Below are 18,463 nucleotides of genomic sequence, written 5' to 3'. Positions count from 1 at the left end.
GGTCGCCATGGACCTGTTCAGCCAGGCCGAGCTCGACGAGCTGGCCCAAAGCATCCTGCTGTGCCCCGACGCCGACTACATCGCCAAGGTCCAGGCCGAGATCGACCGCCTGCTGCCCACCATGCAGCGCGCCGACATCATCCGCGCGTCGCTGGCAGGGCGGGGCGCCCTGATCCTGACCCCCAACAAGGAAGCGGCCTGTGCCATCAGCTACCGCATCGCGCCCGAACACTTGGAAGTTTCGAGCAACGACCCGCACCGCTGGGAGCCCCTGCTCAAGCACGCCGGCGCCATCTTCCTGGGCGCTTACACCAGCGAAAGCCTGGGCGACTACTGCGCTGGCCCCAACCACGTGCTGCCCACCTCGGGCACCGCGCGTTTCTCGTCGCCGCTGGGGGTCTATGACTTCCAAAAGCGCAGCAGCCTGATCGAGGTCAGCGAAGCCGGTGCCCAGACCCTGGGCCAGATCGCCGCCGTGCTGGCCCACGGCGAAGGCCTGCAAGCCCACGCGCGAGCGGCTGAATTCCGACTCAAGTCCCACGCCAAATCATGAGCAACAGCTTGTCCAAGGCCACCAAGGCCATCGAGGTCATCCGCCCCGATGTGCGGGCCATGCACGCTTACCACGTGCAAGATGCCGCCGGCTTCATCAAGCTCGACGCGATGGAGAACCCCTTCACGCTGCCTGCTGAGTTGCAAGTCGAGCTGGGCCAACGCCTGGGCGCCGTGGCATTGAACCGCTACCCCGGCACGCGCATCAACGACCTGCACGCTGCCTTGCATCGCCACGCCCAGGTACCGGATGGCTACAGCATCGTGCTGGGCAACGGTTCCGACGAGCTGATCTCGCTGTTGTCCTTGGCCTGCGCCCAACCCGGCGCGACTGTGCTGGCCCCGCTGCCGGGCTTTGTGATGTACGAGATGTCGGCCAAGCTGCAAGGCTTGAACTTCGTGGGCGTGCCACTCACCGCTGATTTCGAGTTGGACACCGCCGCCATGGTCGCGGCCGTGCGCCAGCACCGCCCGGCCATCACCTACATCGCCTACCCCAACAACCCCACGGCCAACCTGTGGGATGACGACGCCATCCAGGCCATCGTCGATGCCGTGGCGCAAGAAGGCTGCGGCTTCGTCGTCATGGACGAGGCCTACCAACCCTTTGCCAGCCAAAGCTACCTGGGCCGCCTGCCAAAGAGCCCGCACGTTTTGCTGATGCGCACCCTCAGCAAATTCGGCTTGGCCGGTGTTCGCCTGGGTTACCTTATCGGCCCGCAAGCCCTGGTGGCCGAGTTTGACAAGGCCCGCCCGCCTTACAACGTCAGCGTCCTCAACGCCGAAGCCGCGCTCTTCGCGCTGGAGCACGAGGCCGAATTCACCCGTCAGGCCCAGGTCATCAAGGCCGAGCGTGAGCGCGTTCAAGCCGCCTTGGCCACCATGCCGGGCGTGAAGTCCTACCCTAGTCAAGCCAACATGATCCTGGTGCGCGTGCCGGATGCCGCCGCTGTCTTCACGGGGCTCAAGGAACGTGGCATCCTGATCAAAAATGTGGCGGGCATGCATGGTTTGCTGGCACACTGTGTCCGCTTAACCGTGGGCCTGCCCTCTGAAAATGACGCCTTGATTGCCGCATTGCAGTCCACTTTGAACTCGATCCCAACATGAATGCTTTTGAGACGGCGCCGCAATCCGCCGACGCCTCGTTTGAGGCCCGCGTGGCCGAAGTCACCCGCCACACGGCCGAGACGCAGATCACCGCGCGCGTCAACCTGGACGGCACGGGGGCAGCCAAGCTGCACACCGGCATTGGCTTTTTCGACCACATGCTTGACCAGATCGCCCGCCACGGCTTGATCGACCTGGACATCCATGCCGAAGGCGACCTGCACATCGACGGCCACCACACCGTGGAAGACGTGGGCATCACCGTGGGCCAGGCCTTCGCCAAGGCCGTGGGCGACAAGAAAGGCATCCGCCGCTACGGCCACGCCTACGTGCCCCTGGACGAAGCCCTGTCGCGCGTCGTGATCGATTTCTCCGGGCGCCCCGGCCTGACCATGCACGTGCCCTTCACGGCCGGCAGCATCGGTGGCTTCGACACCCAGCTCACGTTTGAATTCTTCCAGGGCTTTGTCAACCACGCGGGCGTGACCCTGCACATCGACAACCTCAAAGGCGTCAATGCGCACCACCAGTGCGAAACGGTCTTCAAGGCCTTCGCTCGGGCCTTGCGCATGGCGCTGGAGCGCGATCCCCGCATGGCTGGGGTCATCCCGTCCACCAAAGGCTCTCTTTGATCTGCTGACGCCATGAGCCAAACCTCGACTGTGGCCGTCATCGATTACGGCATGGGCAACCTGCGATCGGTGTCGCAAGCGGTCGAACACGCCGCGCAAGGCCTGAACCTGAACGTGGTCGTCACCAATGACCCCGCAGTGGTGCACGCCGCCGAACGGGTGGTCCTCCCAGGGCAGGGCGCCATGCGCGACTGCATGGCGGAGTTGCGCGACGCCCATGGCGGCGATCTGCTGGGCGCCGTTCTGCACGCTGCCAACAACAAGCCCTTGATGGGTGTGTGCGTGGGCATGCAGATGCTGCTGGATCACAGCGAAGAACAAGATACCCCCGGGCTGGGTTTTTTCCCGGGCCAGGTCAAGCGTTTCCGGCTGGACAAGCAGCGCCAACCCGACGGCAGCCGCTACAAGGTGCCCCAGATGGGCTGGAACCGTGTCTTCCAAAGCACGCACGCCGATGTCCGGGGTGGTCAAGCCCACCCGGTCTGGGAAGGCATCCCCGACGGCAGCTACTACTATTTCGTCCACAGCTACTACGCCCAAGTGGACAATCCGCAACATACTGCGGGTGAAACGGACTACGGCGCGCGCTTTACCAGCGCCGTCGCCCGGGATAATATTTTTGCGACCCAGTTCCATCCAGAAAAAAGCGCGCAGCACGGCCTCGCCCTGTACCGCAATTTTCTGCGTTGGAAACCCTGAACCCGCGGCTCCTCACGGCTCCGCTTCCACTTTCTTCACCACCTGTCACAGCCATGTTGCTGATCCCCGCGATTGACCTGAAAGACGGCAAATGTGTTCGCCTCAAACAAGGCGACATGAACGATTCCACCACCTTCGGAGAAGACCCGGCCGCGATGGCCCGGCGCTGGCTTGATGCCGGTGCCCGGCGCTTGCACCTGGTGGACTTGAACGGGGCCTTTGCCGGCAAGCCCGTCAACGAGGCGGCCATCAAGGCCATCCTCAAAGAGGTTGGCAACGAAATCCCGGTGCAACTGGGCGGCGGCATCCGCGACCTCGACACCATCGAGCGCTACCTCGATGACGGCATCAGCTACGTCATCATCGGCACGGCCGCCGTCAAGAACCCCGGCTTACTGCGCGATGCGTGCACCGCTTTTGGCGGCCACATCATCGTGGGCCTCGACGCCAAGGACGGCAAAGTCGCCACCGATGGCTGGAGCAAGCTGTCCGGCCACGAAGTCATCGACCTGGCTCAGAAGTTCCAGGACTACGGCGTTGAAGGCGTGATCTACACCGACATCGGCCGCGACGGCATGCTCACGGGCATCAACATCGAGGCCACCGTCAAGTTGGCCCAGGCCCTGACCATCCCCGTGATCGCCTCGGGCGGCCTGTCCAACCTGGCCGACATCGAGCGCCTGTGCGCCGTCGAAGGCGAAGGCGTGCAAGGCGTGATCTGCGGCCGCGCCATCTACAGCGGCGACCTCGACTTCGCCGCCGGCCAGACCCGGGCCGACGAACTCAACGGCGCTCGGTAAGGTAAGGCAAGACGTGCTGGCCAAACGAATCATTCCCTGCCTGGACGTGACTGGTGGTCGTGTCGTCAAGGGCGTCAACTTCGTTGAATTGCGCGACGCCGGTGACCCGGTCGAAATCGCCGCGCGCTACAACGAGCAAGGCGCCGACGAACTCACCTTCCTGGACATCACCGCGACCAGCGATGGCCGCGACCTGATCCTGCACATCATCGAAGCCGTGGCTTCGCAAGTCTTCATCCCCTTGACGGTGGGTGGGGGTGTGCGCACGGTCGAAGATGTTCGCCGCCTGCTCAACGCTGGCGCCGACAAGGTCAGCTTCAACTCCGCCGCCTTGGCCAACCCGCCCATCATCCGCGCCGCATCTGACCGCTATGGTTCGCAGTGCATCGTGGTGGCCATCGACGCCAAGAAACGCGTGGGCGATGACTTGGCCGCACGCGGTCCGGGCTGGGACGTCTACAGCCATGGTGGCCGCAAAAACCTGGGCCTGGACGCGGTGGCCTGGGCCGCGCAGATGGCCGAGTTCGGCGCCGGCGAGATCCTGCTGACCAGCATGGATCGCGATGGCACCAAGTCGGGCTTCGACCTGGAGTTGACCCGGGCGGTCAGCGACGCGGTGAGCGTGCCCGTGATCGCCTCGGGCGGCGTGGGCAACCTCGACCACTTGGCCGATGGTGTGCAACAAGGTGGCGCCGACGCGGTGCTGGCCGCCAGCATCTTTCACTATGGTGAATACACCGTGGGCCAGGCCAAGGCGCTCATGCAACAGCGAGGCATCCCCGTTCGTCTTTGACGGTCGGGACCAGAATTATGAACCTTTGCGCCCGATCCTGGCCAGAGGGTGTCACCAGTCGAGACATGGCCATGAAATAGGTACAGGGGGAGCAGGGCGAAAGGCGTACGCTTGATTCCATCGTCACTTCCTGGAGCGAACATGGCTTTAGCCCCGAGATTCAAGCCCCTTGAGTTGTCCTCCTTGAACACGGCGCCCGGCTTGCCGCAAACCCACCGGCAAGCCCACCTTGAAGATCCTGCGCTGGCCCTGCTCACCGACCTGACCCACAGCGCCTGCGTGGTAGCCAGCCACCGCGACAGCCTTGAAAGTACCTTGCACGTGATGATGCGCGCGGGTGTGCGCATGGTATTCGTGTCGGGTGCCGATGGCCTGCTGGCCGGGGTTGTCACTGCCGATCTGTTGCAAGGTGAACGTCCGGTGCTTCGCGCGTCCAACCACCATGTGGCCCACAAAGACCTGACCGTGGCCGACATGATGATCCCCATCAATCACTGGGAAGTGCTGGACCTGTCCCAGGTGCGCACCGCCCGCCTGGGCGACATCGTGGCCACCATGAAGGAGCATGGTTTGCGCTACCTGCTGGTCACTCAGCTCAAGGATGGGCAGACCACCTTGCGCGGTTTGTTCTCCGCCACCCGCCTCGAGCAGGCCTTGGGCCAGGCCATCGGCAGCGACCTGCACTCGCGCAGTTTTGCCGAACTGGAAGCTGTGCTGGTGCGCTGACGGCATCAGGGCAGGGGGCTTCGTCAGGCCGGGTTGTCGATGTCGATGAACTCGTGGGCCAGGCCAAACTCCTGCGCCACGGCGGCACCCAGGGCCTGAACTCCATAGCGCTCGCTGGCGTGGTGCCCACAGGCCATGAACGCCACGCCCGTCTCGCGCGCGCAGTGGGCCTGTGGCTCCGAGATTTCGCCGGTCAGGAACACATCAGCACCCGCCGCGATGGCCCCTTCAAAGAAGCCTTGAGCGCCGCCGCTGCACCACGCGACGCGCTTCAGCGGTCGGCCATCACCTGGCAGGACGGTCGGCGTTTTGACCAGTTTTGAGGCCACTAGGTGGGTCAAGCCTTCCAACGTCAGGCCGGCAGGCGCAGGACCGATGAAGCCCAGGTCCTGATCCCCAAAGCGCCCATCAGCGGCCAGCCCAAGGCGCTCGCCCCACTGGGCGTTATTGCCCCAGGTGGGATGGGCGTCCAAAGGCAAATGGTAAGCCAGCAAATTGATGTTGTGCCCCAGCAACAATGCCAGGCGCTGCTTCATCCAGCCCGTCACGCGTCCGTCGTGCCCCCGCCAGAACAGGCCGTGGTGAACCAGGATGGCATCGGCCTGGGCTTCGATGGCCGCTTCAATCAGGGCCTTGCTGGCCGTGACCCCGCTGACGATTTTGCTGACTTGGACCCGGCCCTCCACTTGCAAACCATTCGGCCCATAATCCTTGAAGCGGGCCGCCTCCAGCACGGTGTTGAGGTGGTGGTGCAAAGTATCTCGGTCAATCACGGCGGGCCCTTTTGGAGTCTGTGGGTTCAATGCGCAAACTTTGGATGATTTTCTCGCAAGCCGTCACGGTGTTCGTGGCGGCGTTGTTCGTGGTGACCACGCTCAAACCGCAGTGGATACAGTCTATGCCTTGGCGTTCCAACCAGCCGGCCACCGTCATCGCGGCACCGTTGGCCAACAAGCCCACGGGTGGTCTGTCGGGCACACCCATGCTCAGCTTCAGCGATGCGGCCAAGCGCGCGGCGCCCGCCGTGGTCAGTGTGCTCACATCCAGCAAGGAGGCTTCGCGCCGTGGCACCAAGCAAAACGACCCCTGGTTCAGGTACTTCTTTGGCGAGCAGGGCAATCAGCCGCAATCGGGCATTGGTTCGGGCGTCATCGTGTCGTCCAACGGCTATGTGCTGACCAACAATCACGTGGTCGAGCGCATGGACGACATCGAGGTCATGCTCACCGATGGGCGCAAGGCGCGCGCCAAGGTCATCGGCAGCGATCCCGAGACCGACCTGGCCGTGCTCAAGATTGAGCTCGACCGCCTGCCGTCCATCACCTTTGGCAACTCCGACACCTTGCAGGTGGGAGATGCTGTACTGGCCATTGGCAACCCCTTTGGCGTGGGGCAGACCGTCACGGCGGGCATCGTCAGCGCGCTGGGCCGCAATCAACTTGGCATCAACACCTTCGAGAATTTCATCCAGACCGATGCGGCCATCAACCCCGGCAATTCGGGCGGCGCTTTGGTGGACGCCAGCGGCAGCCTGATGGGCATCAACAGCGCCATCTATTCGCGCTCCGGTGGCAGCCTGGGGATCGGCTTTGCCATCCCGGTGTCGACGGCCCAGCATGTGCTGGAAAGCCTGATCCGCGACGGCCAGGTCACGCGTGGCTGGATTGGCGTGGAGCCTCGTGATTTGACCGCCGAAATTGCCGAGACCTTCAATTTGCCGCTCAAGGACGGAGTGCTGATCACGGGCGTGTTGCAGAACGGTCCGGCCGCGCAGGGCGGCGTGCACCCGGGTGACGTGGTCGTTCAGATCGCACAGACCCCGGTAGCCAACACCTCGCAGTTGCTCAACGCGGTGGCCAGCCTCAAGCCAGGCGAGCCCGCCAGGATCACGGTTCAGCGGGCTGGCAAGGTGATGGCGCTGGACGTGGTCGCTGCGCAACGACCCAAGGCCTCGCGCAACGAAGTCAATCGCCAGCAGGCGCCTTCTCAGGAAGAGTGATCGGCGGAAGAAGCCGCGTCGGCGGCTGATTCATCCTTGGGCTTGCCCGACCATTGCGCGGCCCAGATGCCGACCTCGTAGAGGATGCACATCGGGATGGCCAAGGCCAGCTGGGACACCACATCCGGTGGCGTGACCACGGCCGCGATCACGAAGGCCAACACGATGAAATAGCGGCGGAAGTCCTTGAGCTTTTGCACGGTCACGATGCCCATGTGCGCCAGGATGACCAGTACCACGGGCACCTCGAAGGCCGCCCCAAAGGCCAGGAACATGTTGAGCACAAAGCTCAGGTAGGCCTCAATGTCTGGCGCGGCCGTGATGCTCTTGGGCGCAAAGCTCTGAATGAATGCAAACACCTGCCCGAACACGAAGAAATAGCAAAATGCCACGCCCATGAAGAACAGCAAAGTGCTGGACACGATCAGCGGCATCACCAGTTTTTTTTCGTGCGTGTACAGCCCAGGGGCCACGAAGGACCAAACCTGGTACAGCACCACCGGCAGGGCCAGCAAAAAGGCCGCCATCATGGTGATCTTGATGGGCACCATGAAGGGCGAGATCACGCTGGTAGCGATCAAGGTGGCGCCCTTGGGCAGGTGGGCCACCAGCGGCGCGGCCAGCAAGTCGTACAGGTTGGCCGGTCCGGGGTAGATCGCCAGGATGGCAAAGGCCAGGCCGATGGCCAGCGCGGCGCGGATCAATCGGTCGCGCAATTCAATCAGGTGGGCAACGAAGGGCTGCTCGGCTCCCTCCAGGTTGGGCTGCTTGGGGTCGTTGTCGCTCACAAAGGGATCACATCAAGGTTGGCTGGAGCGTGCTGCGGCAGGTGGGCGGAATCGCGCCACGCGCGCGGCACCCGATTGCACATGGCGGCGCACGCCACTTTGTTGTTTGTACCAAGTCGGCATGGCCGCGCGTTTGAGGCGCCAGTTTTTGCGGACAGGCTTGGGTACAAAACTGTTGTAAGACGTCTGGTGCAGATCGTTGTAGTAGCTGTCCGACTGGCCGCTGCCCAGGGCGGAGTTGATCTCGCCCTCGGCGTGGTTGATGCCACCCGAGACCGATTGCTCTACATTGCGCGCCGCGTCTTCGAACCCACTTTTCACCTTCTTGAGTTCTTCAATTTCGATCGAGCGGTTGACCTCGGTCTGCACCTGCGACACATAGCGCTGGGCTTTGCCCAAGAGCAAGCCCACCGTGCGGGCCACGCGCGGCAGTTTTTCTGGCCCGATCACAATCAGGGCCACAGCGCCAATCAGGGCGAGTTTGTCAATGCCAAAGTCGATCATGGCTCAACAGTCCCGAGCGGACGACAGCATCACGACTTGGTCTTGGCTTCGACATCGACGGTGTTGGCGTCGGTCTTGGCGTGGTTGGTGACCTGCTGCGAAGCAGGCGCGCCGGGGGCGTCGGATGCGTCGGTCGTGCCGCCATCCTTCATGCCGTCCTTGAAGCCCTTGACGGCCGAACCCAGGTCGCCGCCAATGTTCTTGAGCTTCTTGGTGCCAAAAACCATCATCACGATCACCAGCACGATCAACCAGTGCCAAATGCTGAATGAACCCATGTCGCTCTCCTAAACCGGTCTTTCGACCAAAAACAAAAAAACAATCCAGGCCATCTTGCCTGTGATTGAAGACTACATGTTGTCGCCTTCGGTGGCTTGGCGCGTTGGCGCCTTGCGCAGAGCAAATTCTTCCAGCCCGGACAAGCCTTCGCGGCGGGCCAGTTCGGCCACCACGTCGGCCGGGCTGAGCTCGAAATGCGCCATCGCCACCATGGTATGAAACCACAGATCGGCGAATTCGCCCACCAAGGCCTTGCTGTGTTCGGGGCTGGGATGAAAGGCCGCGTCCTTGGCCGCCATGACCGTTTCAGTGGCCTCTTCGCCCACTTTTTTCAAGATGGCGTCTGTGCCTTTGTGGAACAGACGCGCCACATAGCTCTTGTCCTGATCACCGCCTTTGCGGGATTCGATGACGGCGGCCAGCCGCAGCAGGACGTCGGTGGTGGTGGGCACAGGTTCACTCATGGGGCATCAGGGAAGAGGGCGGTCACTTGTAAATGTGCTCGGGGTTTTTGAGGACCGGGTCCACGCTCACCCATTGGCCTTGTTCGTATTTCTGGAAAAAGCAGCTGTGGCGCCCGGTGTGGCAGGCGATGCCGGGCGTGTGCCCCAATTGCTCAACGCTCAAAAGCACCACATCGTTGTCACAATCCAGGCGGATGGATTGCACTTTTTGCGTGTGCCCGGATTCCTCGCCCTTGTGCCACAAACGCTGACGCGAGCGGCTCCAGTACACGGCCTCGCCGATGTCGGCGGTGCGTGCCAAGGCATCACGGTTCATCCATGCAAACATCAGCACATCACCTGTGCTGGCTTCTTGCGCGATCACGGGCACCAGGCCCTGATCATCCCAGCGAATGTCATCCAACCAATTCATGGATGCTAGTGTAGCAATCGCAATGCCAGGGCGTTGCTGGGACAATGTCGCCATGCCTGCTTTTCACACCCCAACCCCGCCCGTTCTGGCCCTGACCATGGGCGACGCTTGCGGCATCGGCCCTGAGATCATCTCCTGCCTCTGGCTGGATTCGGCCATGCCTGATGCGTTGGTGTTGGGTTCTCCACAGGTCATGCACCGCGCGGCGGCTTGGGTAGCCCAAGCCAGGGGGGAGCATCCGCCGGTGGTGGTCGAAATTCATGATCCAAAAAACTGGGCCGATGTGCCGGCAGGCGCGATGCCCGTCTGGGCGCCGCCCGGTTTGCCCGAAGACCTGATCGACGCCCCCGTGGGCCAGGTGGACGTGCGTGCCGGCCGTGCCGCCGCCGCCTGCATCCGCGCGGCCGTGCGTCTGGCGCAGACCGGTGTGGTGGCCGGCATCGTCACCGCCCCCTTGCACAAAGAAGCCTTGGCCTTGGCGGGCGAGCCCTATCCAGGGCACACCGAACTCCTGCAGGCCGAGGGCGCCCCACCAGGCCAGCCGCCCGCACCCGTGCGCATGATGCTGGCCAACGGCCAACTCAAGACGGTGCTGGTCACCATCCACATGGCCTTGCGCCAAGCGATCGATGCGGTCACCTTCGAGTCCGTGCTGGACACCATTCGCATCACCCATGACAGCGCCAGGCTGTGGGGTGTGGAGCGCCCTCGCATCGCCGTGGCCGGCTTGAACCCGCATGCGGGGGAGGGCGGCTTGTTTGGCGACGAAGAGATCCACCTCATTGGACCGGCGATCCAGGCGGCGCGGGCTTTGGGCATTGACGTGACCGGGCCGCTCGCGCCCGACACCGTGTTCATGCGTGCCCGCCACGCGGCGGATCACCCAGGCGAGTTCGACGTGGTGATCGCGATGTACCACGACCAGGGCCTGATCCCCGTCAAGTACATGGGGCTGGACCATGGCGTGAACGTCACATTGGGCTTGCCCTTCGTGCGAACCAGCCCGGACCATGGCACCGCGTTTGACCTGGCGGGCACCGGGCGCGCCAATCCTTCCAGCCTGCTGCAGGCCTGGCGCATGGCACGCCAACTGGTGAGCGGGCAGGGGGCCGCTTAGCCAACCAGCCTAGGCGGCCGATTTGTTGCCAGCCAGTGCCGCCAGCTGACGGCGCGCGCGCATCGTGGCCCGCTCGATCAACTCTGATTGCTCGAACGCCTTGAAGCGGCCCGAGTCGCACATCTTGGCCAGCGTCCGCGAGGTCAGCGAAATGGTCTGCTTGTGCTGGTGGCCCTGCGTAAAGATGAAGAAGCTGCGCCCTTCGCTGATCCAGGTCAGGCGCACGCGCTTCCATTCACCCTGCATCTGCATCTGGTAGGCCGTGCCTTTGTTGATGTGGTGGACGAGTTGGGCGCCAGCGGAGGGCACCGGCGGCGCGTCCAGGTTGATGTCGATGTCCAGCAGGCTGGGGTCGCTGGGGCCCGTGGCGTCCAGGTCAATGTCCAGCGGCTCGTTGGCCAGCGAGGCCTCGGGCATGAAGCCGGCTTGCTTGATCTCGTCCGCGCTCAGCGCGGTCACCACCGTCAGCGTGGGGATCTCGGCGATGTTGTCCAGCGACGCGGGCAGCGGGTCGTTGGCGGCTTCTTCCCGGCTGGGGATGTTGATTTTTTCGACCTTGCTCAGCTGCGCTTCGAGCATGCGCACCGTCAGGTCGTGTTGCGGTTGGGCCTTGAGCGACTCCGCGTGCGAGGGCAGCAATTTCGAGAAGAAATCCTGCTTGGCTTCTTCAGACCATTGGATCAGGGCCAGGCCTTCATTCAGGTCCTTCATCAGCTGCGGCAGCTTCATCAGAAACTCTTTGCGCAACTGCGGACTGCCTTTGGGCTGCACGCTCAAGGCCAGGTTGTGCCCGGCCTTCTTGACCCGTTGCGCCATCACCGAGTGCACGCCATCTCGGGCGCTGGCCATCACCTGCACCTGGCTCCAAATCTGGGTCAGGAAGTCGCGGACGAACGCTGGCATCTCCACGTCGGCCAGTTCTTTTTTGAGCACCTGCATGTAGCGCTGCTGCACGCGCAGGTCGGCTTCCTTGCCGCTGAGCAGGGCGGCCACGGCAGCGTTCTCAAAGCTTTCCTGGCGGTTTTGCTCATCGATGAAGGCTTCCAGCTCCGTCAGCTTGGCCTCGTACAGCGGCATGCTGTCGAAGTCACCTTCGACGACATCGTCTACCAGCGAGGTGATTTTGGCCAAGTAGGCTTGCCCCACGCCTTGCTCGTGGTCGTCAAATGCGGCGGACAGACTGGCGATGCGGTTCACCAAACGCCGCACCGGGTGTTTGCGCGAGCTGAAAAATCCCATGTCGTGCAATGCCACGCGCAACACGGGCAATTGCAGCCGGGCAATCTGGCGGGCCATCTGCGGCGACACCTTGGGGTCTGACAACACTTGGTCGAACAAGGCCGCCACGATGTCGATGACCATCTGGTCCAGCGCCGCGCCACCACTGGCGCGAACCAGTTCCTCGCGGTGGGCGCGGATCATGTTCACGGCCATCATGGGGCCCGCGAAGCCGCCTTGCGCGGCACCGTCGATCGGCACGCCCGGGATAGTCCCCGCGAAATCGGCGGCCGAGGCCACCGAGCCCGCGTCCACGCCACCCCAGCCTTGCAGGTAGGGCACGCTGTTGAGTCGGCGGATCAGGGCGTTGAATTCACCCGCAGCGCCTCCGGCTTGAACGGCACCACCTCCCCCCGTCGGCCGGCCGCCCATCCAGCTGTGCGCACCCCACGGTGGGGTGTTGAACGCCGAGGCAGGCATGGACACGCCAAACATCTCACTCAGTGCCATGGCGGCGCGTTGGTGCGCCTGCAGTGGCGTACTGCCGCTGTTGTGCTGACCGCCATGCTGGCTGTGGCCTTGCGGGGCCGTGTCATTGAACGCCCCAGGCTGGGTGGGCGGCGCGCCTGACAGGCTGCCGGGGCTGGTGGTTCGCCCTCCCTGTATAGATGCTCGGAATTTGCTGGCACTGACCAGGTCCACGGGTCGCACGCCTTGCGAGCGAAGCTCCTTCACAGTCATCTCGTAACTGTTCTTGAGTCCGATGGCCAGGTGCCGACCAATCTGCTGGGCTAGCAGGGTAGTCACTTCTGGATCGGTGCTGACCTCGGTCAGGGCTTCTAGCAATGCCCCGCTCACCGTCTGCGGGCGCAATGGATTGTGCTCGGCCAGCGAATCGTCCAGCAAAGGGCTCAGGTGGTCATGGACCGCCTTGAACTCGCTCTCGCACTCCTGGCCCAGACTTTGTGCCAGTCGCTCGGCCACGACATTGCGTTCCACCTCGGCGTTATCGACCAGGCTGAGGGCGTCCCAGTCGGTTTCCGCGTAGGCCGCGCCGACCACAGCTTTGCGTTTGGAATCTTTGTTCACGCGTTTGCGCAACTCGACCATGAACGCTTGGTTGAGCGCCGAAGTCTTGCGTTGCAAATCAAATTCGGCGGTCATCAGCAATTGACGTTGTGCGTTGCTGGTGGAAGTGGTCGCCAGCAACCCTATCTGACCGCCAGCTTTGTCAACGGCCTCCGCCATCGCCACCTGGATGCGGCTGAGCGATGCCTGCAAAACGGGTTCAAGACGGGGGTCGGTCACGGGGCGGATCCAGTCAGTTCAATCAATTGGCGGCTTTGCTCGCCACCACTGTCCCAGAAAGGGACTTCTTTTGATCTCTGGATATCGACCGCTGCCGCCCCTTCTTTCGCTATTGTTTCAAACTGTCACGAATCTCGCGCAGCAAGACGATGTCTTCGGGCGTGGCGGCCGGCGCTGCGGGCGCAGGTTCGGATTCTTTCTTGAGGCGGTTGATCTGCTTGATCATCAGGAAAATGATGAAAGCCAAAATCATGAAATTCAGCGCCACTGTCAGGAAATTGCCATAGGCGAACACGGCGCCGGCTTTTTTCGCCTCTGCCAGAGGCGACCCTGGGGTCTGACCCGCCAGCGCGATGTAGTAGTTGGAGAAATCCAGGCCGCCAACCGCTTTGCCAACCAGGGGCATGATCAAGTCGTTGACGACCGAATCAACAATCTTGCCGAATGCGCCACCGATGATGACACCCACGGCCAGATCCACCACATTGCCCTTGACGGCAAACTCCTTGAATTCACTGACGAAACCCATCGACTTTCTCCTTCCCTTGAAAGGGATGTGTTGCTCAACCGGCTAGGAGTATTGGCGGAAACCGTGCGTTGTCAACGTTGGCGCTGCGGCGTCCGCTAGAATGCAAGGCTGACCCCAAAACTCAAGCCATCCAAACCATGAGCAATCAGCCAGTGGATCAAAGCCGCCGGACGTGGGTGACCATCGCCTGTGTCGCAGGTGGAGCAGGCGGCGTGGCCGCTGCCGTGCCCTTTGCCCTTACCTTTCAGCCGTCCGAGCGTGCGCTCGCGGCGGGTTCGTCGGTTGAAGTCGACATCAGCGGCCTCAAGCCTGGCGACATGCAGACGGTAGAATGGCGTGGCAAACCGGTCTGGATCGTTCGGCGCACGGCCGAGCAGGTCGCTGCGCTCGACAAACTGTCCGGCGAATTGGCCGACCCCAATTCCGAACGCAAGCCCAGTGAACTCACCCCCGAGTACGCCCGCAACGTGCACCGTTCCATCAAGAACGACGTGTTCGTCGCGGTGGGCATTTGCACGCACCTCGGTTGCTCGCCCATTTCCAAGTTCCAGTCGGGGTCACAAACGTCCTTGCCTGACAACTGGCCCGGTGGTTTCTTGTGCCCTTGCCACGGTTCGACCTTCGATCTGGCTGGCCGCGTCTACAAGAACAAGCCCGCGCCAGACAACCTGGAAGTGCCGCAACACATGTACCTGTCAGACACCAAGATTCTCGTTGGTGAAGACAAAAAAGCCTGACAGGAGAGGTTGAGATGGCTGAATTCAAAGAAGCGCCTGCTGGTGCCAGTGCTGGCGCCAAGCTGATGAACTGGGTGGACAACCGATTCCCAGCCACCAAGCTGTGGAACGAGCACGCTGCCGAGTACTACGCCCCCAAGAACTTCAATTTTTGGTATTTTTTCGGCGCGCTGGCCTTGCTGGTGCTGGTGATCCAGATCGTCACCGGCATTTTCCTGGTCATGAACTACAAGCCGGACGCGGCCACGGCCTTCGCCTCCGTCGAGTACATCATGCGAGATGTGCCCTGGGGCTGGTTGGTGCGCTACATGCACTCAACTGGTGCGTCTGCCTTCTTCGTGGTGGTTTACCTGCACATGTACCGCGGGTTGATCTACGGTTCCTACCGCACACCGCGTGAGTTGGTCTGGGTGTTCGGTTGCCTGATCTTCCTGTGCCTGATGGCCGAAGCGTTCATGGGCTACCTGCTGCCTTGGGGCCAGATGTCCTACTGGGGCGCCCAGGTGATCATCAACTTGTTCGCCGCGATCCCATTCATTGGCCCTGACCTGGCCATCCTGATCCGGGGTGACTACGTGGTCGGAGATGCTACGCTCAACCGCTTCTTCGCCCTGCACGTCATTGCAGTGCCGCTGGTGCTGCTGGGCCTGGTGGTGGCGCATTTGATCGCGCTTCACGAAGTGGGCTCCAACAACCCTGACGGCGTTGAAATCAAGGCCAAGAAGGATGCCAAGGGGCGCCCTCTGGATGGCATTCCTTTCCATCCTTACTACACCGTGCACGACATCATGGGGGTCGCTGGCTTCCTGATGATCTTCACGGCCGTGATCTTCTTCGCGCCAGAAGCGGGTGGCTACTTCCTGGAATACAACAACTTCATCCCGGCCGATCAGTTCCAGACGCCGTCGCACATCGCGCCAGTCTGGTACTTCACGCCCTTTTATTCCATGCTGCGGGCCACCACCAACGACCTTGTCAACGTGTTGTGCGTCATCGCTGGCTTGGCCGCTGTGTTGAACCTCGTCAAAGGCAAAGGCAGCATCCAGGCCAAGGTGGTGGCTGTGGTCGCTGCAGCCATCGGCATCTTCCTGCTCAAAACCTTCGATGCCAAGTTTTGGGGCGTGGTCGTGATGGGTGGTGCAGTGGTGATCCTGGTGTTCCTGCCTTGGCTGGACCACAGCCCGGTCAAGTCCATCCGCTATCGCCCCGACTTCGTCAAATGCCTGTACGCCGTTTTCGTGCTGTTCTTTGTGGTGCTGGGCTACCTGGGCATCCAGCCGCCATCAGAGATTGGCACGCTCGTGGCCCAGATCGGCACCATTTTCTACTTCGGCTTCTTCCTGCTGATGCCGTGGTGGAGTCAGCTGGGTACCTTCAAGCAGGTGCCTGACCGCGTGACCTTTGAGTCCCACTGACCGCCTGCAGGAGAGACACAATATGAAGAAAATTCTTGCATCCTTGCTGGCCGTGTTCGCTCTGCTGGGCGGCGCTCGTGCCAACACCGAGTTGGTGCTGGACCGGTTTCCTGAAGAACGCGTGACCGACCTGGCAGCCTTGCAAAATGGTGCCCGGCTGTTCGTTAACTATTGCTTGAACTGCCACGCCGCCGCGTTCATGCGCTACAACCGCCTGCGCGACATTGGCCTGACTGAAAAGCAGATCAAGGACAACCTGCTGTTCGCCACCGACAAGGTCGGCGAAACCATGAAGGTGTCCATGGATGCCAAGGACGCGAAGGCCTGGTTTGGCGCTACGCCGCCCGACCTGACCCTGGTGGCCCGCTCGCGCGCCAGCCATGCCGGTTCGGGGGCCGACTACCTCTACACCTACCTGCGCAGCTTCTACCGTGACGATGCCCGCCCCACCGGCTGGAACAACATTGTGTTCCCCAACGTGGGCATGCCTCACGTCTTGTGGGAATTGCAGGGCCAGCGTGCAGCCAAGTTCGTGGAAGAGCAAGATCCGCACGATCCTGCCAAGAAAATCCACAAGTTCGAAGGCTTCGAGCAGTTGACCGATGGCAAGCTCAAGCCCCAGGAATTTGACAGCCAAATGGCCGACCTGGTGGCCTACCTGCAATGGATGGGCGAGCCCATCCAGGGTCAGCGTGTTCGCATCGGTGTGGGCGTGTTGATTTTCCTGAGCATCTTTTTCATCATTGCCTGGCGCCTGAACGCGTCTTTCTGGAAAGACGTGAAGTAAAGCTGTAACGGCCTTGGGCGCAGTGCTTGTCCTGATCGGTGACCACTGCGCTTGCTCATTTTTTCGGTGCTTGCACCCCCTTTTTTTGTCACTGAGGAGTCCTCCGCCATGATGGTGCTTTACTCCGGAACGACCTGCCCCTACTCGCACCGCTGCCGCTTTGTGCTGTTCGAGAAGGGCATGGATTTCGAGATCCGGGATGTTGATATTTTCGCCAAACCGGAAGACATCGCGCTGATGAACCCCTACAACGAGGTGCCCATCCTCGTTGAGCGCGACTTGATCTTGTACGAATCGCACATCATCAATGAGTACATTGATGAGCGTTTTCCGCATCCTCAATTGATGCCGGGTGATCCGGTGGCGCGTGCTCGCGTTCGCTTGTTCCTGCTCAACTTCGAGAAGGAGTTGTTCTCCCACGTCAATGTGCTGGAAGGCCGTGGCATCAAGGGTAACGACAAGCAACTGGAGAAGGCCCGTTCGCAAATCCGCGATCGCCTGACCCAGCTGGCGCCCATCTTCCTGAAGAACAAGTACATGCTGGGCGATGATTTCTCGATGCTCGACGTGGCCATTGCACCCTTGCTGTGGCGCCTGGATTACTACGGCATCGAGTTGTCGAAAAACGCATTGCCCTTGTTAAAGTACGCCGAACGCATCTTCTCGCGACCGGCTTACATCGAGGCGCTCACCCCGTCCGAGAAAGTCATGCGCAAGTGATCATCACTGGCCACCGGATCCTATGACCACGACGCCGATCGATTCAGACAGCCAGGGCACGTCTACCAGGCCTTACCTCATTCGGGCCTTGCACGACTGGTGCACCGACAATGGTTTCACGCCGTACTTGGCCGTGTATGTGGATCGTTCGGTGCAGGTGCCGCAGGAATACGTCAAGAACAACGAAATCGTCCTCAACGTCAGTTTCGAGGCGACCACCCAGCTCCAGCTGGGCAATGAGTTCGTAGAGTTCAAGGCGCGTTTCGGTGGCATCGCCCGTGAGATTTCGGTGCCTGTGGACCATGTGATCGCGATCTATGCACGTGAGAACGGTCAAGGCATGGCCTTCCCTGTTCCAACGGCATCGGGTTGGGCGGATGACGAGCAGTCCATCGATGATTCGGCTGGTGTTGATTCACCTGTCGATGGCACGGACCGTTCGGCGTCGCCTTTGCGTTTGGCCAGAACCCCGCGTGCTGCGCCAGTGAAAGAAAAAGAGCGTGCCAACAGCAAGGCATCCGCCAAGGAGGAAGACAAAAGCCCCACCAAGGCCTTGTCATCCGTCAGCATCGTCAGCTCTGAAGGCGATGAACCGCCTCCGGATTCGCCCCCACCTTCGGGCGCAGGTCGTCCCGCTTTGCGCCGTGTGAAGTGAAATTGAAATTGGAGTCTGGAGCGCAGTACAATGCTGCGCTTACCAGTGATTCGCCGCTTTAGCTCAGTTGGTAGAGCAACCGCCTTGTAAGCGGTAGGTCGTCAGTTCGAATCCGACAAGCGGCACCAAAACTGAAAGCCTGTGTTGTTAGCCATGACAGCACAGGCTTTTCTCATGGTCGAGTGTGATGGCGCCATGCCTTTGACCAAGCAGCAGAGG

General features: G+C 61.8%; 22 protein-coding genes and 1 tRNA gene. 15 read left to right on the top strand and 8 right to left on the bottom strand.

Features of this window, described 5'->3' with window-relative positions; translation table 11 throughout:
• The 7 genes from H7225_RS13445 to H7225_RS13415 all read left to right on the top strand — a co-directional run.
• The coding region (locus H7225_RS13445; RefSeq protein WP_290662629.1) for a histidinol dehydrogenase at positions 1–553 on the top strand (553 nt) is incomplete at its 5' end.
• The gene (hisC, locus tag H7225_RS13440) at positions 550–1,662 is read left to right on the top strand and encodes a histidinol-phosphate transaminase (RefSeq protein ID WP_290662627.1); all 1,113 of its coding nucleotides are present in this window, start codon (positions 550–552) and stop codon (positions 1,660–1,662) included. The genes H7225_RS13445 and hisC, both read left to right, overlap by 4 nt.
• Complete coding sequence (hisB, locus tag H7225_RS13435; protein WP_290662625.1) at positions 1,659–2,294, top strand: imidazoleglycerol-phosphate dehydratase HisB; 636 nt, start codon at positions 1,659–1,661, stop codon at positions 2,292–2,294. Before hisC ends, hisB begins: the two co-directional genes overlap by 4 nt.
• Before the next feature lie 12 nt (positions 2,295–2,306).
• Positions 2,307–2,993: an imidazole glycerol phosphate synthase subunit HisH gene (gene hisH, locus H7225_RS13430; protein WP_290662623.1), complete on the top strand. Its 687-nt coding sequence runs from the start codon at positions 2,307–2,309 to the stop codon at positions 2,991–2,993.
• A 53-nt stretch (positions 2,994–3,046) separates the two neighbouring features.
• Positions 3,047–3,793 carry a 1-(5-phosphoribosyl)-5-[(5-phosphoribosylamino)methylideneamino]imidazole-4-carboxamide isomerase gene (gene hisA, locus H7225_RS13425; RefSeq protein WP_290662621.1) on the top strand — a complete coding sequence of 249 codons (747 nt, stop codon included), beginning with the start codon at positions 3,047–3,049 and terminating at the stop codon, positions 3,791–3,793.
• Between the two features lie 13 nt (positions 3,794–3,806).
• Positions 3,807–4,586 (top strand): imidazole glycerol phosphate synthase subunit HisF, encoded by a 780-nt coding sequence (gene hisF / locus H7225_RS13420; RefSeq protein WP_290662619.1) that lies wholly within the window; start codon positions 3,807–3,809, stop codon positions 4,584–4,586.
• 141 nt (positions 4,587–4,727) lie between these two features.
• A complete protein-coding gene (locus H7225_RS13415) occupies positions 4,728–5,312 on the top strand; it encodes a hypothetical protein (protein WP_290662617.1) in 585 nt (194 codons plus the stop codon).
• A gap of 23 nt (positions 5,313–5,335) precedes the next feature.
• Here H7225_RS13415 and H7225_RS13410 read toward each other — a convergent pair whose 3' ends face one another.
• A complete protein-coding gene (locus H7225_RS13410; RefSeq protein ID WP_290662615.1) occupies positions 5,336–6,085 on the bottom strand; it encodes a Nif3-like dinuclear metal center hexameric protein in 750 nt (249 codons plus the stop codon).
• Positions 6,086–6,114: 29 nt separating this feature from the next.
• Here H7225_RS13410 and H7225_RS13405 point away from each other — a divergent pair, with 29 nt between their 5' ends.
• Positions 6,115–7,311, top strand: coding sequence for a trypsin-like peptidase domain-containing protein (locus tag H7225_RS13405; RefSeq protein ID WP_290662613.1), 1,197 nt, complete (start codon positions 6,115–6,117; stop codon positions 7,309–7,311).
• Here H7225_RS13405 and tatC read toward each other — a convergent pair.
• From tatC to hisI, 5 genes are all read right to left on the bottom strand, one after another.
• Positions 7,299–8,099: a twin-arginine translocase subunit TatC gene (tatC, locus tag H7225_RS13400; RefSeq protein ID WP_290662611.1), complete on the bottom strand. Its 801-nt coding sequence runs from the start codon at positions 8,097–8,099 to the stop codon at positions 7,299–7,301. The two genes, H7225_RS13405 and tatC, sit on opposite strands and share 13 nt — an antisense overlap.
• Before the next feature lie 12 nt (positions 8,100–8,111).
• Complete coding sequence (gene tatB, locus H7225_RS13395; protein WP_290662609.1) at positions 8,112–8,603, bottom strand: Sec-independent protein translocase protein TatB; 492 nt, start codon at positions 8,601–8,603, stop codon at positions 8,112–8,114.
• 29 nt (positions 8,604–8,632) lie between these two features.
• Positions 8,633–8,881: a Sec-independent protein translocase subunit TatA gene (gene tatA / locus H7225_RS13390; protein WP_290662607.1), complete on the bottom strand. Its 249-nt coding sequence runs from the start codon at positions 8,879–8,881 to the stop codon at positions 8,633–8,635.
• Positions 8,882–8,953: 72 nt separating this feature from the next.
• Complete coding sequence (locus H7225_RS13385; protein ID WP_290662605.1) at positions 8,954–9,346, bottom strand: phosphoribosyl-ATP diphosphatase; 393 nt, start codon at positions 9,344–9,346, stop codon at positions 8,954–8,956.
• A gap of 22 nt (positions 9,347–9,368) precedes the next feature.
• On the bottom strand, positions 9,369–9,758 hold the full coding sequence (gene hisI, locus H7225_RS13380; protein WP_290662603.1) for a phosphoribosyl-AMP cyclohydrolase: 390 nt from the start codon (positions 9,756–9,758) through the stop codon (positions 9,369–9,371).
• A 52-nt stretch (positions 9,759–9,810) separates the two neighbouring features.
• Here hisI and pdxA point away from each other — a divergent pair, with 52 nt between their 5' ends.
• Complete coding sequence (pdxA, locus tag H7225_RS13375; RefSeq protein WP_290662601.1) at positions 9,811–10,875, top strand: 4-hydroxythreonine-4-phosphate dehydrogenase PdxA; 1,065 nt, start codon at positions 9,811–9,813, stop codon at positions 10,873–10,875.
• A 9-nt stretch (positions 10,876–10,884) separates the two neighbouring features.
• Here pdxA and H7225_RS13370 read toward each other — a convergent pair whose 3' ends face one another.
• Both H7225_RS13370 and mscL read right to left on the bottom strand, forming a co-directional pair.
• The gene (locus tag H7225_RS13370; RefSeq protein ID WP_290662599.1) at positions 10,885–13,401 is read right to left on the bottom strand and encodes a DUF1631 family protein; all 2,517 of its coding nucleotides are present in this window, start codon (positions 13,399–13,401) and stop codon (positions 10,885–10,887) included.
• Positions 13,402–13,510: 109 nt separating this feature from the next.
• Positions 13,511–13,930, bottom strand: a complete 420-nt coding sequence (mscL, locus tag H7225_RS13365) for a large conductance mechanosensitive channel protein MscL (protein ID WP_290662597.1) — start codon at positions 13,928–13,930, stop codon at positions 13,511–13,513.
• Between the two features lie 137 nt (positions 13,931–14,067).
• Between mscL and petA the strand changes: the two genes are divergently transcribed.
• From petA to H7225_RS13335, 6 genes are all read left to right on the top strand, one after another.
• Positions 14,068–14,667: a ubiquinol-cytochrome c reductase iron-sulfur subunit gene (petA, locus tag H7225_RS13360; RefSeq protein ID WP_290662595.1), complete on the top strand. Its 600-nt coding sequence runs from the start codon at positions 14,068–14,070 to the stop codon at positions 14,665–14,667.
• A gap of 14 nt (positions 14,668–14,681) precedes the next feature.
• A complete protein-coding gene (locus H7225_RS13355; RefSeq protein WP_290662593.1) occupies positions 14,682–16,082 on the top strand; it encodes a cytochrome bc complex cytochrome b subunit in 1,401 nt (466 codons plus the stop codon).
• A gap of 22 nt (positions 16,083–16,104) precedes the next feature.
• Entirely contained in the window at positions 16,105–16,869 is a 765-nt protein-coding gene (locus H7225_RS13350) for a cytochrome c1 (RefSeq protein WP_290662591.1), read from the top strand.
• A 108-nt stretch (positions 16,870–16,977) separates the two neighbouring features.
• Positions 16,978–17,589 (top strand): glutathione S-transferase N-terminal domain-containing protein, encoded by a 612-nt coding sequence (locus H7225_RS13345; protein WP_290662589.1) that lies wholly within the window; start codon positions 16,978–16,980, stop codon positions 17,587–17,589.
• 22 nt (positions 17,590–17,611) lie between these two features.
• Positions 17,612–18,244, top strand: coding sequence for a ClpXP protease specificity-enhancing factor (locus H7225_RS13340; RefSeq protein WP_290662587.1), 633 nt, complete (start codon positions 17,612–17,614; stop codon positions 18,242–18,244).
• Positions 18,245–18,296: 52 nt separating this feature from the next.
• Positions 18,297–18,372 (top strand) — tRNA-Thr (locus H7225_RS13335).
• The last annotated feature ends 91 nt before the right edge of the window (positions 18,373–18,463 follow it).

The sequence above is a fragment of the Aquabacterium sp. genome (assembly GCF_014378415.1).
Taxonomy (GTDB): Bacteria; Pseudomonadota; Gammaproteobacteria; order Burkholderiales; family Burkholderiaceae_C; genus Aquabacterium.
Note: the sequence above shows the minus strand (reverse complement) of the source record. Positions and strands in the feature narration are given on the sequence as shown.

Excerpts from the sequence above, each read along its gene's own strand:
- hisC (WP_290662627.1), top strand. The coding sequence starts at position 550 with ATGAGCAACAGCTTGTCCAAGGCCACCAAGGCCATCGAGGTCATCCGC.
- H7225_RS13415 (WP_290662617.1), top strand. The coding sequence starts at position 4,728 with ATGGCTTTAGCCCCGAGATTCAAGCCCCTTGAGTTGTCCTCCTTGAAC.
- H7225_RS13345 (WP_290662589.1), top strand. The coding sequence starts at position 16,978 with ATGATGGTGCTTTACTCCGGAACGACCTGCCCCTACTCGCACCGCTGC.
- hisH (WP_290662623.1), top strand. The coding sequence starts at position 2,307 with ATGAGCCAAACCTCGACTGTGGCCGTCATCGATTACGGCATGGGCAAC.
- tatB (WP_290662609.1), bottom strand. The coding sequence starts at position 8,603 with ATGATCGACTTTGGCATTGACAAACTCGCCCTGATTGGCGCTGTGGCC.
- H7225_RS13385 (WP_290662605.1), bottom strand. The coding sequence starts at position 9,346 with ATGAGTGAACCTGTGCCCACCACCACCGACGTCCTGCTGCGGCTGGCC.
- petA (WP_290662595.1), top strand. The coding sequence starts at position 14,068 with ATGAGCAATCAGCCAGTGGATCAAAGCCGCCGGACGTGGGTGACCATC.
- tatA (WP_290662607.1), bottom strand. The coding sequence starts at position 8,881 with ATGGGTTCATTCAGCATTTGGCACTGGTTGATCGTGCTGGTGATCGTG.
- mscL (WP_290662597.1), bottom strand. The coding sequence starts at position 13,930 with ATGGGTTTCGTCAGTGAATTCAAGGAGTTTGCCGTCAAGGGCAATGTG.
- H7225_RS13355 (WP_290662593.1), top strand. The coding sequence starts at position 14,682 with ATGGCTGAATTCAAAGAAGCGCCTGCTGGTGCCAGTGCTGGCGCCAAG.
- hisB (WP_290662625.1), top strand. The coding sequence starts at position 1,659 with ATGAATGCTTTTGAGACGGCGCCGCAATCCGCCGACGCCTCGTTTGAG.
- hisI (WP_290662603.1), bottom strand. The coding sequence starts at position 9,758 with ATGAATTGGTTGGATGACATTCGCTGGGATGATCAGGGCCTGGTGCCC.
- pdxA (WP_290662601.1), top strand. The coding sequence starts at position 9,811 with ATGCCTGCTTTTCACACCCCAACCCCGCCCGTTCTGGCCCTGACCATG.
- H7225_RS13340 (WP_290662587.1), top strand. The coding sequence starts at position 17,612 with ATGACCACGACGCCGATCGATTCAGACAGCCAGGGCACGTCTACCAGG.
- H7225_RS13405 (WP_290662613.1), top strand. The coding sequence starts at position 6,115 with ATGCGCAAACTTTGGATGATTTTCTCGCAAGCCGTCACGGTGTTCGTG.
- hisA (WP_290662621.1), top strand. The coding sequence starts at position 3,047 with ATGTTGCTGATCCCCGCGATTGACCTGAAAGACGGCAAATGTGTTCGC.
- H7225_RS13350 (WP_290662591.1), top strand. The coding sequence starts at position 16,105 with ATGAAGAAAATTCTTGCATCCTTGCTGGCCGTGTTCGCTCTGCTGGGC.